The organism is Nocardiopsis sp. ATB16-24 (assembly GCF_030271535.1).
GTDB lineage: Bacteria > Actinomycetota > Actinomycetes > Streptosporangiales > Streptosporangiaceae > Nocardiopsis.
Genome location: NZ_JASCXJ010000002.1, coordinates 80,505 through 93,436, shown reverse-complemented (window position 1 = coordinate 93,436; position 12,932 = coordinate 80,505). Strand labels below are relative to the sequence as shown.

10 protein-coding genes and 1 pseudogene are annotated in these 12,932 nt (G+C 70.0%); 6 read left to right on the top strand and 5 right to left on the bottom strand.

From position 1 onward, the window contains the following. Window positions 1–4: 4 nt before the first annotated feature. Window positions 5–784: an ABC transporter permease gene (locus tag PFX91_RS02465; RefSeq protein ID WP_285729085.1), complete on the bottom strand. Its 780-nt coding sequence runs from the start codon at window positions 782–784 to the stop codon at window positions 5–7. Further along, entirely contained in the window at window positions 781–1,722 is a 942-nt protein-coding gene (locus PFX91_RS02460) for an ABC transporter ATP-binding protein (protein WP_285729084.1), read from the bottom strand. Before PFX91_RS02460 ends, PFX91_RS02465 begins: the two co-directional genes overlap by 4 nt. Window positions 1,723–1,970: 248 nt before the next feature. Between PFX91_RS02460 and PFX91_RS02455 the strand changes: the two are divergent. The 3 genes and pseudogenes from PFX91_RS02455 to PFX91_RS02445 all read left to right on the top strand — a co-directional run. Then, a pseudogene (locus PFX91_RS02455) lies at window positions 1,971–2,525 on the top strand (DNA-3-methyladenine glycosylase I); the annotation flags it as partial. A gap of 141 nt (window positions 2,526–2,666) precedes the next feature. Next, window positions 2,667–3,431 carry a TetR/AcrR family transcriptional regulator gene (locus tag PFX91_RS02450; RefSeq protein ID WP_285729083.1) on the top strand — a complete coding sequence of 255 codons (765 nt, stop codon included), beginning with the start codon at window positions 2,667–2,669 and terminating at the stop codon, window positions 3,429–3,431. A 179-nt stretch (window positions 3,432–3,610) separates the two neighbouring features. Further along, window positions 3,611–4,357, top strand: coding sequence for a class I SAM-dependent methyltransferase (locus PFX91_RS02445; RefSeq protein WP_285729082.1), 747 nt, complete (start codon window positions 3,611–3,613; stop codon window positions 4,355–4,357). A gap of 98 nt (window positions 4,358–4,455) precedes the next feature. Here the strand turns inward: PFX91_RS02445 and eda are convergent, their stop codons facing one another. The 3 genes from eda to zwf all read right to left on the bottom strand — a co-directional run bounded on the left by eda (window position 4,456) and on the right by zwf (window position 8,487). Beyond that, on the bottom strand, window positions 4,456–5,088 hold the full coding sequence (gene eda / locus PFX91_RS02440; RefSeq protein ID WP_285729081.1) for a bifunctional 4-hydroxy-2-oxoglutarate aldolase/2-dehydro-3-deoxy-phosphogluconate aldolase: 633 nt from the start codon (window positions 5,086–5,088) through the stop codon (window positions 4,456–4,458). A gap of 82 nt (window positions 5,089–5,170) precedes the next feature. Continuing rightward, window positions 5,171–7,012 (bottom strand): phosphogluconate dehydratase, encoded by a 1,842-nt coding sequence (edd, locus tag PFX91_RS02435; RefSeq protein WP_285729080.1) that lies wholly within the window; start codon window positions 7,010–7,012, stop codon window positions 5,171–5,173. Beyond that, window positions 7,009–8,487 carry a glucose-6-phosphate dehydrogenase gene (gene zwf, locus PFX91_RS02430; RefSeq protein ID WP_285729078.1) on the bottom strand — a complete coding sequence of 493 codons (1,479 nt, stop codon included), beginning with the start codon at window positions 8,485–8,487 and terminating at the stop codon, window positions 7,009–7,011. Before zwf ends, edd begins: the two co-directional genes overlap by 4 nt. A 200-nt stretch (window positions 8,488–8,687) precedes the next feature. Here zwf and PFX91_RS02425 point away from each other — a divergent pair, with 200 nt between their 5' ends. The 3 genes from PFX91_RS02425 (at window position 8,688) to PFX91_RS02415 (ending at window position 12,883) form a co-directional block, all read left to right on the top strand. Further along, the gene (locus PFX91_RS02425) at window positions 8,688–9,875 is read left to right on the top strand and encodes an ROK family transcriptional regulator (RefSeq protein WP_285729077.1); all 1,188 of its coding nucleotides are present in this window, start codon (window positions 8,688–8,690) and stop codon (window positions 9,873–9,875) included. Window positions 9,876–10,169: 294 nt separating this feature from the next. Next, complete coding sequence (locus tag PFX91_RS02420; RefSeq protein WP_285729075.1) at window positions 10,170–10,835, top strand: hypothetical protein; 666 nt, start codon at window positions 10,170–10,172, stop codon at window positions 10,833–10,835. Window positions 10,836–11,284: 449 nt separating this feature from the next. Beyond that, the gene (locus PFX91_RS02415; RefSeq protein WP_285729073.1) at window positions 11,285–12,883 is read left to right on the top strand and encodes an LCP family protein; all 1,599 of its coding nucleotides are present in this window, start codon (window positions 11,285–11,287) and stop codon (window positions 12,881–12,883) included. Window positions 12,884–12,932: the final 49 nt, after the last annotated feature.

Sequence of the window (12,932 nt, the reverse complement as noted above, 5' to 3'; positions counted from 1 at the left end):
CCTCTCAGACGCGGGACAAGGTGCCCTCCGCGCGGGCACGCCGAAGGAAGCGGACGAGGGTGGCGGATCCGAAGGCGAGCGCCAGCGCACCCAGGAGGACCACCATGGCGAGCCGGAACGCGGCCGACTCCACGGGGCCGGGCGCGAGCGCGTCGCGCATCAGGTCCGCCCCCCAGGACAGGTAGAGCACGCGGCTCAGACCCTCCAACCAGCCGGGGAAGAGCGCGACCGGGACCATCACACCGCTGAGCAGGAACATCGGCATGGACAGGGTGTTCTGCACGATCCGCGCTCCGGGGGCGACGATGAACAGCGCCGAGAGGGCCGTGGCCGTAGCCGCGGTGGACAGGGCGGTCGTCACCGCCGCGAGCACGAACACCACCGGATGGTGCACGGTGACCCAGTGGCCGAAGAAGACCCCGGCGACCCCGATGGCCAGGACGAAGGCGGGGACCGAGATCAGCATCGCCCCGCACAGACGGCCGAAGACCAGTGCCGGGAAGGAGAGTGGCGAGGCGACGAGAGGCTCCAGTCGTCCGTTCTCTCGGTCCTCGCTGATCATCTCGCCGGAGAACATCAGCGCCGCCGTCCACAGGGTCATCAGGGTGGGGGCGATCACCGTGTAGGAGGCCAGGTCCGTGCGTCCGGAATAGAGCACCATCGACAGGAACACCACGGTGTGGAAGGGCGCTCCGACCAGCGCGAAGTAGCTGTCCACGCTCCGGGTCATCTGGCGGGTCTGGAAGGTGAGACCCGACCAGAGGCCGAGTACGAGGGGCCTCAACCGTCCACCGCCATTCCGCGCCGGCCCACCAGGTGCAGGTAGACCTCCTCCAGATCCGGGGTGCTGCGGGACACGTCGCCGATCCCGGCCTCCACCAGCTCCCGCAGCACGGCGAGGGTGGCGTCCGGGTCGTCGGTCTCCACACGTGTCACCGCCCGGCCCACCCGCCGCACCGACACCACGCCGGGCATCGCGGCCAGCCGTTCGCGCAGGGGGTCGGGTACGTTCCCGGCGTCCACCCGTTCGTAGGAGGAGACCAGACGGCCCACGGTGTCCGGACTCTCGGTGAGCACGAGCCGGCCCTGGTCGATGAGGGACACCCGGTCGCTGAGCGCCGCCGCCTCGGCCATGTCGTGGGTGGTCATGAGGATCGTGGTGCCGTTGCCTCGTAGTTCGCCGACGAGCGCGCGGAAGTCGTGCGCGGCCACCGGGTCCATCCCGACCGTCGGCTCGTCCAGGATGAGCACACCCGGGTCGCGGACCAGACCGCGCGCCAGGTGCAGACGCTGTTTCATCCCTCGGGAGAAGGAGCCCACGCGCTCCTCCGCCCGGCCCTTCAGTCCCACGCGCTCCAGGAGCTCGTCCACCCGTCTGCGCCGCCGGGCGCCCGTGAGTCCGTACGCCCCGGCCCAGAAGGCGAGGTTCTGTCGAGCGGTGAGTCGGTCGTAGGCGCCCTTGTCGCCGCCGAACACGATGCCGAGGGATTCCTTCACCCGCGCGCTGTCGGTGACCACGTCGTGCCCGAGCACCCTGACGGTTCCGGAGGTGGGCAGCAGCACGGTCGAGATGATCTTGCACAGCGTGGTCTTGCCCGCGCCGTTGGGACCGAGCAGGCCGTGTACCTCGCCCCTGGTGACCTCCAGGTCGATTCCGCGCAGCGCTTCCGACTCCTCACCTCCTCTGCGCCGGTAGACGCGTCTGAGCTGGGTGATCTCCAAGGCGCACAAGGGTTTCCGGCCTCCGGGGGGTCGTCACGGATGCGAGGCGCCGGGCGGGTCGCCTCCATGTATCTCGACATCGAGATACTTTGGTCATCCTACGCCACGGACCATTCCGACGCGTGGCCGCTTCCGGACACGAGGACTTCTCCACCGGCCCTCCCGTCGAGGGTCACGGCCGAACGTCACCACGGTCGGGCACGATGGACGGGACCGCGTCCCCATCCGTCGACCCCACGGGAGCCGCCATGTCCGACCAGCGCTGCGCCTGGGCACGGGAGGCGTCGGACCTGATGAGGGCCTACCATGACCAGGAGTGGGGCAGGCCCTCCCACGACGACGCCCATCTGTTCGAGATGCTCGTCCTGGAGGGCGCGCAGGCCGGGCTGTCCTGGTCCACCGTGCTCGCCAAACGGGAGAACTACCGGCGGGCCCTGCACGGGTTCGACCACGACCGGATCGCCGAGTACGACCGAGGGGACGAGGAGCGGTTGCTGCGGGACGCCGGGATCATCCGCAACCGGCTCAAGATCGCCTCCCTGTCCCGTAACGCCCGGGCCTTCCGTCGGGTACGCGAGGAGTTCGGCACCTTCGCCGACTACCTGTGGGGGTGGGTCGACGGTGCGCCCGTGGTCCACCACTTCGACGAACCGTCCGAGGTGCCGACGACCACCCCGCTGTCCGACCGCCTCAGCAAGGACCTGAGGAAACGCGGCTTCACCTTCGTCGGTCCCACCATCGTCTACTCCTACCTCCAGGCCGTCGGCGTGGTCGACGACCACCTGGTCGGCTGTCCCTCCAGGTCCGGCCGACCCCGCCCCTCCTGGGCTTCCGACACGGACCGAGGGCGGCCTTCGGGGCGGGCGCCCGTACACCGTGGGGCCACGGCGCGTGGACCCACTCCCTAGACTGACCGGTACCCCGGACCCGGAGCAGGACGGCCGATGCCCACGCGAAACACCAGCAGCGGGGACCCCGCGCGCAGCCTCGCCCTGCTGTGGCGGACCCAGGAACCGGTCAGCCGACGGAGCAAACCGGACCTGAGCGTGGACCGGATCGTGGCGACCGCCTCGGAGATGGCCGACGTCGACGGGCTCGGTGCGCTGTCCATGCGCAAGGTCGCCGAACGTCTGGGCGTGGGGACCATGTCGCTGTACACCTACGTCCCCGGCAAGGGCGAACTGGTCGATCTGATGCTCGACGCCGCCTACGCCGACATGTACGCGGACGAGGAGCGTCCCGAGGGCTGGCGTGCTCGGTTGAGCGCGGTGGCCCGTGCGAACTGGTGGTTGTTCCTCCGCCACCCGTGGATGTTGCAGACGCCGCGCGGACGCCTGCTGGGACCGCACTTCCTCGCCAAGTACGAATACGAACTGTCCGCGGTGGAGGGTCTGGGCCTGACCGACATGGAGATGGACTCCACCGTCGGCCTCGTCAACAGCTACGCGGAGGGTGCCGCCGCCCAGGCCGTGGCCGGTGGGGAGTCCCAACGGACCTCGGGCATGACCGATGGTCAGTGGTGGCGCTCCCACGGTCCGATACTGGCCACGTTCATGCGCGACGGCGACTACCCGATCGCCTCACGTGTGGGCACCTCGGTGGGGGTGGAGCGCGGCACGGTGTACTCGCCGGAGCGCGAGTTCGACTTCGGTCTGGAGCGCGTCCTGGACGGCGTCCAGGTCCTGGTGGACTCCCGCATGGCCTCCTGAGCGCTTTTCCCTCTTCACCGGCACCCCCTTCATGAAGAATGAAGGGAGTTATTTCCTTTTCCGTGTCATATAAGACAGGAAAACAGTCGAGTATCCACGGACAGAACGGTGTGACCCGCTCCTTCCAGGGTACGGTGAAGCCCGCATTCCCACCTGCGTGCAACACTGGAAGGAACGATATGGACGATATCGACCTGTCGTTGATCGGGGACCTGTACCGCAGGTACCGAGAACCACTGGCCCGGGTCCGGAACTCACAGCGCGATCTCCTCCGTCGCACGCGGGGACGCATGACTGCGCAGCTCGATGACCTGGAGGCGGAGATCACCTACATGCTGCTGCGCGAGACGCGGCCTGAGACGGTGATGGAACTGGGCACCTTCCACGGCTGGTCCACCACCTGGATCCTGTCGGCGCTGCGCGACAACGGCACGGGAAGGCTGCACTCCTTCGACATCGTGGACGACGTGGTGACGAACGTGCCCTCCGACCTGTCCCTGGGCCGCTGGGAGTTCCACAAGGGCGACATCCGCCAGAACCTGGCGCAGGTTCCGACGGACATCGGCTACCTGTTCGTGGACGCCGCGCACAACGGTCGGTTCGCCAAGTGGTACCTGGCCGAACTCTTCCCCCGGGTCGCCCCGGGCACCCCGGTCAGCGTCCATGACGTCTTCCACGGCAGGAGGGCCCTGCCGCTGACCGAGGGCGCCGTGGTGCTGTCGTGGCTGCGCCGGACCGGAACGGACTTCTTCACCCCCTCCCGTAAGCGTGCGCCCGCCCCCCACATCGCCCTTCTCGAACTACGGGAGAAACTGGGCCTGGGCGAACCGGTGCACACCGGCGAAGACAATCCGATGATCTTCTTCCGAATGCCGGGAAAGCGCGCGGAGAAAACGTCGCCCGGGACCACAACGACGGGAAACTGAGACAAGAAGCGCGCATTTCACGGAAGCGACGACGCGCGCCTTCCTCGAAGAAGAACGGGTCCCCCGGCCCCGACCGGGGGATTCACGGAGTTCCCATCTCACAGGGCCGCCGCCCGCCCGGCCAGATCGGTGATCCGTTCCCAATCCCCCGAAGCGACCGCGTCGGCCGGGGTCAGCCAACTGCCGCCCACACAGCCCACGTTCGGCAGGGCGAGATAGGCGGGGGCCGAATCGACCGTGATCCCACCGGTGGGACAGAACCGCACCTGCGGCAGGGGACCCGTCAGCGACTTCAGGAACGCGGCGCCGCCCGCGGCCTGGGCGGGGAAGAACTTCATCTCCGACACACCGCGTTCCAACAGCGCCATCGCCTCGGACACGGTGCTCACTCCGGGCAGGAAGGGCAGACCCGTGTCCGCCATCGCCGAGGCGAGCGCGTCCGTACAGCCGGGGCTGACCAGGAAGCGGGCACCGGCCCCGGCCGCCGCACGCGCCTGGTCGGGGGTGACCACCGTGCCCGCGCCCACCACGGCCTCGGGCACCTCGGCGGCGATCCGCTCGATGGCCTCCAACGCCACGGGGGTGCGCAGGGTCACCTCGATGCCCGTCAGCCCCCCGGCCACCAGTGCCCGCGCCAGCGGCACGGCGCTCTCGGCCTCCTGGACGACCACCACCGGCATCACCGGGGCCAGGTCGAGGATGTCGGCGCCCGAACGCGGACTCGTCGTCATGTCGTCTTCTCCAAGATCGGTCGAAGGTCGTGGGAGGGCGCGCCGCGGCTGTGCGAGCCGGTCCCCCGGCGCGCCCCGGGGTTCAGGATCCGAAGACCCCGGCCCCCGTCTCGGCGGGGCCGACCGCGCCGCGCAGAGCGGCGAAGAGCTCACGGCCGGTGCCGGTGGAGGCGTCCGCACCGGGGCGAGCGGCCTCACGCCCGGACAGGTCCGCCAACACCTCCAGTGTTCCCTTGGTGGCGTCCAGGCGGATCGGATCCCCGTCGCGCACGTACGCCAGTGCTCCGCCCGCCTCGGCCTCGGGGGACACGTGGATGGCGGCGGGCACCTTGCCCGAGGCACCGGACATGCGCCCGTCCGTGACCAGGGCCACCTTCTGTCCCCTGTCCTGGAGCACCGCCAGCGGCGGGGTGAGTTTGTGCAGTTCGGGCATGCCGTTGGCACGCGGCCCCTGGAAACGGACCACCGCGACGAAGTCACCGGTCAACTCGCCGGCGGTGAAGGCCTCCTGAAGCTCGGACTGGTCCTCGAAGACGCGGGCGGGGGCCTCGACGACGTGGCGGTCGGGGTCGACCGCGGACACCTTGATGACGGCGCGTCCCAGGTTGCCCGAGAGCATGCGCAGGCCGCCGTCGGGGGCGAAGGGTTCGTGCGCACCGCGCAGCACGGTGGTGTCACCGCTCTCCTTGGGCCCCTCCTCCCAGACCAGTTCGCCCCCGTCGAGCCTCGGGGTCCGCCTGTAGCGGCCCAGGCCCTCGCCCATCAGGGTGCGCACGTCCTCGTGCAACAACCCCGCGTCCAGCAGGGAACCGATCAGGTAGGCCATGCCGCCCACCTCGTGGAACCGGTTCACGTCGGCGGCGCCGTTGGGGTACATACGGGTGAGCAACGGCACCACCTCGGACAACGCGGCGAAGTCGTCCCAGGTCAGTTCGATCCCGGCGGCGCGGGCCACGGCCACCAGGTGCAGCGTGTGGTTGGTGGACCCTCCGGTCGCCAACAGGGCGACCACCGCGTTGACGATGGCGCGCTCGTCGATCTGGCGTCCGACGGGGTTGTGGTCGTCCCCCAGCGCGGTCCGAGCGAGGACACGACGCCCGGCCTCGGCGGTCAGGGCCTCGCGCAACGGGGTGCCCGGCTGCTCGAAACTGGCCCCGGCCAGGTGCAGGCCCATGACCTCCATGAGCATCTGGTTGGAGTTGGCCGTGCCGTAGAAGGTGCAGGTGCCCGGGGCGTGGTAGGCCGCGGACTCGGCCTGGAGAAGCTCACGACGGCCCACCCTGCCCTGAGCGAACTCCTGTCGCACACGCGCCTTGTCCTTGTTGGGCAACCCCGAGGGCATGGGACCGGCCGGCACGAAGGCCACCGGCAGGTGGCCGAAGGACAGCGCGCCGATGAGCAGGCCGGGCACGATCTTGTCGCACACCCCGAGCATCAGGGCACCGTCGAACATGTCGTGGGACAGGGCCACCGCGGTGGCCATCGCGATGACGTCCCGGCTGAACAGCGAGAGCTCCATGCCCGCGCGTCCCTGGGTGATGCCGTCGCACATGGCGGGAACCCCGCCCGCGAACTGGGCGACCCCGCCCGCCTCGGACACGGCCGCCTTGATCAGCGCGGGGTAGGACTCCAGCGGTTGATGGGCGGAGAGCATGTCGTTGTAGGAGGAGACGATCGCCAGGTTGGGGGTGACGTCGCCGGACAGCTTGAGCTTGTCGGAGACACCACAGGCCGCGAACCCATGGGCGAGGTTGGCGCAGCCCAGGGCCGCCCGGGCCGGTCCCTCGGCCGCCGCCGCGTCGATCCGCGCCAGATAGGCGGAACGGGTCGGGGCGCTGCGCTCCGCGAGGCGCCGGGTGACGTCGGCGACGACGGGGTGGACGGTGGCTCCGTGTCCGGTGTCGTCGGGAATGTGCGCGGTCATCGGGGTCGCTCCTCTTCGTACCACGTCCGGCCTGTACGGCCGATGAGCCGGTGCGCGCCCGCGGGGCCGGCGCTCCCGGCCGGATAGGTCTCGGGGGTGATGCTCAGGCCGTTCCAGGCCTCGATGACGGGATCCACCCAGTGCCAGGCCGCCTCGACCTCGTCGCGGCGCATGAAGAGGGTGGGGTCTCCCGCCAGGACGTCCGTCAACAGCCGCTCGTAGGCCTCGGGTGAGCGGGTGGCGAACGTGTTGGCGAAACTGAGTTCCAGGGGGACCGACCGCAGCCGCAGCGCTCCGGCTCCGGGCGCCTTGGCCAGCGTCGTCAGGTGTATGCCCTCGTCCGGCTGGAGTCGGATGACGAGGCTGCCGGCCCCCGGAAGGTTCGTTCCGGGAAAGATCGTGTGCGGCACCTCGCGGAAGCGGATCACGATCTCGGAGCGTGCGTGGGACATGCGTTTGCCGGTGCGCAGGTAGAAGGGCACACCCGCCCAGCGCCAGTTGGCGATCTCGGCGCGCAGCGCCACGAAGGTCTCGGTGTCGCTGACGGCCGGCCCACCGGGCTCGTCGAGGTAACCGAGCACCTCGGTCCCCCGGACGGTGCCGCGCCCGTACTGGCCGCGCACGGTGTCCTCGACGACGCGGTCGCCCGTCAGCGGGCGCAGGGACTGGAGGACCTTGAGCTTCTCGTCGCGTACGGCGTCGCGGTCATAGCTGGCCGGGGGTTCCATGGCGGTCAGGCAGAGCAGCTGGAGGAGGTGGTTCTGGACCATGTCGCGCATGGCCCCGGCGGAGTCGTAGTAGCCGCGCCGCCCGCCCACTCCGACCGTCTCGGCGGCGGTGATCTGCACGTGGTCGATCCAACGGGAGTTCCACAGGGGTTCGAGGAAGACGTTGGCGAACCGCAGCACGAGCAGGTTCTGCACGGTCTCCTTGCCCAGGTAGTGGTCGATCCGATAGATCCGCGACTCCTCGAAGACCGCGCCCACCGCGTCGTTGACGGCCCGGGCCGAGGCCAGGTCACGGCCCAGGGGCTTTTCCATGACCACGCGGGAGCCCCCGGTGACGAGTCCGGCCTCGTTCAGGCCGTGGCAGATCCGGCCGGAGATCATCGGCGGGACCGCGAGGTAGAAGACGCGGTCGCGTCCGGGGTCCAGGGCGCCGGTGAGGGCGTCCCACCCCTCCTGCTCTCCACCGACGTCCACGGTGACGTGGGACAGGCGGTCCAGGAAGCGTCGGAGCACGTCGGGTTCGGTGACCTGGACGGCGCGGTGGCCACGGACCGCGGCGGCGGCCTTGTCCCTGAAGTCCGCGTCCGTGAGGCCCTCGCGCGAGACCGCGACGACGCGGGTACGCGCGTCCAGGTGGCCGTCGCGGTCCAGCAGGTACAGGGAGGGAAGGAGTTTGCGCATGGACAGGTCGCCGGTACCCCCGAAGACCACCAGGTCGGTGGGGTGGGGCGCGGACTGCTGCGACATCTTCGGTCTGCTCCAGCGAAGAGGAAGGGGTGGGGGACGGGGGGTGGAGTGCGACACGAGGGGGACGGAACGGATCACCTCGGAGCCGTTGTCCCCTTTCGAGAGTACGCCCGACTATGGTAAAAAACCAAGCACACTTCAGAACAATTATTTACATAACCTCCCAGCCTTCCCGGCCGAACCCCATGATTGAATGAGATATGGCCAGAACCCGGGGACGCCTGTCCTCCTCAGTCACCAGCGGCCACATCCTGGAGCTCATCCGTTCCGGCACCGCCACCAGCCGCTCCGAGATCGGTCGGGTCACGGGTCTGTCCCGCCCCTCCGTCTCCCTGCGCGTGACCGAACTGCTCGACAGCGGGCTCGTCACCGAGGGGCCCGGGGCCGTCTCCAGCGGCGGACGTCCGCCGATCCTGTTGGAGTTCAACGCCGGCAGCGGGCTCATCCTCACCGGCGCGCTGGGCATGGTCCGCAGCCAGGCCGCCGTGTGCGACCTCAACGGCGACATCCTGGTCCGCACCCCGGGGGCGCCCGACATGGAACGGGGACCGGACGCCACCCTCCCCTGGCTTCTGGACACCTGGTCCGAGCAGCTGGCCTCCCTGGGGCGTGACCCCCGGGACGTGCGCGGGGTGGGCATCGGCCTGCCCGGAACGGTCGAGTTCCACGCGGGACGCGCCGACGACCGTCCCTTCCTCGGCAAGTGGGCGGGAATCCCCCTGGCCCCCCTGGTAGCCGAACGCTTCCCCGTACCCGTCATGGTGGACAACGACGTGAACGTGATGGCGCTCGGCGAGCACATCGCGGGCGGGCACGGCCACCCCGACGACATGGTGTTCGTGAAGGTCTCCACCGGCATCGGCGCCGGACTGCTGTCCGGCGGGCGGCTCCTGCGCGGGGCGCTGGGCGCCGCCGGGGAGATCGGGCACATCCCGGTGCGCGACGGCGGCGGACTCCCCTGCCGCTGCGGCAACACCGACTGTCTGGAGGCGGTCGCGGGAGGGCGACGGCTTCTGGCCGCCGCCACCGAGCAGGGCCGCCGGGTCACCACGCTCCAGGAGTTGGTGGCGTTGGCCGTCGAGGGCGATCCGGTGGCGGTGACGCTGATCCGGGAGGCCGGAAGACGACTCGGCCAGGCACTGGCCGGAGCGGTGAACCTGCTCAACCCCGAGGTGATCGTGCTGGGCGGCGACCTGTCCCAGGCCTACGACCACCTGGTCGCCGGCGTACGCGAGGTGGTGTTCCAACAGTGCACCGCCCTGGCCACCCGACAACTGCGCGTGGTGGCCGGCTCCCTGTGGGACGACGCCGGTGTGCGCGGCTGCGCCGCCATGGTGACCGAGGAGATCCTGTCGCCGGACGCGGTGAACAAGCTCCTGGCCGAGTAGGGTCCGCCTCCCCGGCGCACCCCCGGGACGCGGAGGGGAGTTACCTTCCCTCCCGACCGGGCATGCCTGAGGGAGGACGTCCCCTCCGAACGACCGCCCGGATCCCCTCGTCCGTGCCACCGACCTCCCGGCCCGCCCACGAGGAGGCGACCGCCGGTGGGACCCACGGCGCCCGTACTTGACAATCACCCCTCGTGTGGCGAATAGTCACCCCGCACCGGTCCCGCCCCACCGCACACCTCCGTCACTCCGTGATCGCGCCCGGGCGGGCCCCCGCCCGGAAAGGTCCCTGCCGTGCCCCTAGAGAACCCACTCGTGTTGATCCTGTTGGGTGCCGGAATCAGCCTGGTCACCAGCGCCGTCGTGACCGGCCTCCAGGCCCGCATCGTCAGACGCGACGACATCCGCGCCTCCTCCCGTACCTCCGCACGCGCGCTCACCAGTGCTTTCATCGCCGAGCGCGACTCCGGTGACAGCAAGGAGAGCTTCCTCGCCGAGGCCGAGCTGACCGTCATGTCGATGACCGACCGCAAGACCCGGGACCGGCTGCGCGACGTCATCCGCCTGCTGCGTGAACGGAGCCTGCCCGAGATCGAGGAACTGAGCGGCATCAAGTCCGAGCGCGCCCGCCACCTGCTGTGCGATCACGCCCTGGAGGTGCTCGGCGCGCACCTGCGCTCCGAGCGGCTCCCCGAGATCCCCGCGCCGGTGCGCAAGATGCTGTCCGTGGAGGAGGAGGCACTGAGCATCCACTCCGGAGAGGCGCCGCGCCCCAGCGAACCCATCACCAAGAGCGCGGTCACCGCGCGTCCGCGGCACACCGGCGGCAAGACCACGACACCCGCCCGCAAGACCACCAAGACCGCCTCGGGCAAGTCCACCACGAAGCCCACGCCCAAGAGCGGACGTTCGACCGCCACGGAGGGCGCCGAGAAGGAGAGCGCCTTCTGGGACGACTGATCCCCGAAGGGGCTCGCACACCGCACCGTCGTCCCTCACGTCGGTCCCCCGCCCGCGCCCACCGGGCGACGCCGAACGGTTTCATACCGACATCGAGGGGAAAACCAGGCACACGGGCTCCATGAGACAACCGCGGAGCTGAGGAATCGTGCGGCGTCATCGTGGTCAGATCACCGGCGCGAGGACAACCCTGACGCGCGGCTGCGAGGGACTTCACCTAGGATCTCTGCCACGCGCGTTTTTCCCGTGTTGTCGGCGACACACGTTCTCCGGCACCGCCACCACTCGTGGGCCACTCACGACCCTTCCGGAGATCCCGGATCCGGCGGACCCTCACATCCGGTACCTCGCGCGGCCTCCATCTTCCTCCGGACACGGAGCACGTGCCTCCCCCGGCCGTCGTCCGACCGTTGGCACGCCCCGCCGTCCGAACTCACCGAGATTGCACAATGCCCGCTGACGAGAATCCCGCCGCCGACCCAGGCGCGGAGCACACACCCGACGAGGAGCCCACGACCGGTTCCGAGACCACCGACCCGGCCCAGGCCGACCCCGGTGGCGACGACCGCTGTCGGGACGACGGCGACGCCCCCGACGGCACGGACGGGCAGGAGGACCGGAGTGAACGCCCCGGTCCGGACGACCGGGGCGCCCAAGACGACCGGAAGGACCAGGAGGCTCAGGGCGAGAGTCCCGCCCCGGACGACCGGGAAGGCGAGGGACGTGCGGACGTCCCCGACACCGAGCCCCCGAAGGACCGAGGGAAGGACGGGGACGACGGCGAGTCCGCCACGTCCTCCGCCGACACGACGGAGCACGGTGAGGAAGCGGGGAGCGCCGGCGAGAAGGTCGCCGCCGTCCCCGTGTCCCCGAGGAGGCGGCGCCGCCTGCGCCGGATCCTGCTGTGGACCGCCGCGAGCCTGGCCCTGGTCCTGATCGCCGGGGTCGCCACCGCCTACGGCTACTACCGCTCGCTGCGTTCGGACATGGTCCGGCACGACATCGACTCGGTACTGAAGGAGGAGGACCGTCCCGAACGCATCAACGACGCGGTCAACGTCCTCTTCATCGGCACCGACGGCTACGAGGAGGGGAGCACCGCCTACTCCAGCGAGTTCGAGGGCGAACGCTCGGACGCGATCATGCTGGCGCACATCTCCCCCGAGAAACGCGTCTCGGTGCTCAGCTTCCCGCGGGACTCCCTGGTCGACCTGCCCCAGTGCGACCCCTACGGCGACGCCGAGGGAACGCAGGGCTACTTCGGCATGATCAACGCCGCGATGTACCACGGCGGACCGCCCTGTGTGGTGCACACCATCGAGTCTCTCACCGACATTCGGATCGATCACTTCGTGCACCTGAGCTTCATGAGCTTCCGCGACGTCGTGGACGCCATCGGTGGTGTGGAGATGTGCATCCCCGAGCCGATGCGGGACCGTCGCTCCAAGCTCGACCTCGACGCGGGCCGGCAGACACTCGACGGTGAACAGGCGCTGTCGTTCGTCCGGGCACGCTACGAGATCGGTGACGGTGGCGACATCGGTCGCATCGACCGCCAACAGATGTTCCTGTCCGCCTTGGCCGACCAGGTCACCGGCGACGACGTGCTCACCAGTCCGACCAAGCTGAACGGCGTCCTCCAGGCGATAGCCCAGAACAGCACCACCGACCACGCGCTCACGTTCGACAGGATGCTCTCGATCGCCGTGACCATGGCGGACGTGGACCTCACCGACATCGAGTTCCACACGGTCCCCTGGTACCAGGCGCCCTTCAACCCCAACCGGGTCATGTGGTACGAGGACGAGGCCGCGGAGCTGTTCACCGCCATTCGCGAGGACCGCCCCCTGCCCATGTTGATGGCGGACGACGCCCCGGCGCCGCAGGATCCGCCGGGCGCCTCGCCGTCCCCGCTGGACGAGGACTCCGCGAACGCGTCTCCGCCCTCGGACCAGGACGATCCCGCCCGGCCGGGCCAGGGACGCGACGCCACCTCCGACCCGTGCTCCGACGGTCTGGGCTTCGGTACGGAGGACGAGTCCGAGTAAAGCGGTGACCCCGGCGGGTCCGCGGTCGGATCCGCTCCCGGTGCCCGCC

What these genes read in the sequence shown, in the direction of transcription:
- eda (WP_285729081.1), bottom strand. Translation starts at nt 5,088, where the DNA reads ATGACGACGAGTCCGCGTTCGGGCGCCGACATCCTCGACCTGGCCCCG.
- zwf (WP_285729078.1), bottom strand. Translation starts at nt 8,487, where the DNA reads ATGTCGCAGCAGTCCGCGCCCCACCCCACCGACCTGGTGGTCTTCGGG.
- PFX91_RS02415 (WP_285729073.1), top strand. Translation starts at nt 11,285, where the DNA reads ATGCCCGCTGACGAGAATCCCGCCGCCGACCCAGGCGCGGAGCACACA.
- PFX91_RS02445 (WP_285729082.1), top strand. Translation starts at nt 3,611, where the DNA reads ATGGACGATATCGACCTGTCGTTGATCGGGGACCTGTACCGCAGGTAC.
- PFX91_RS02425 (WP_285729077.1), top strand. Translation starts at nt 8,688, where the DNA reads ATGGCCAGAACCCGGGGACGCCTGTCCTCCTCAGTCACCAGCGGCCAC.
- PFX91_RS02450 (WP_285729083.1), top strand. Translation starts at nt 2,667, where the DNA reads ATGCCCACGCGAAACACCAGCAGCGGGGACCCCGCGCGCAGCCTCGCC.
- edd (WP_285729080.1), bottom strand. Translation starts at nt 7,012, where the DNA reads ATGACCGCGCACATTCCCGACGACACCGGACACGGAGCCACCGTCCAC.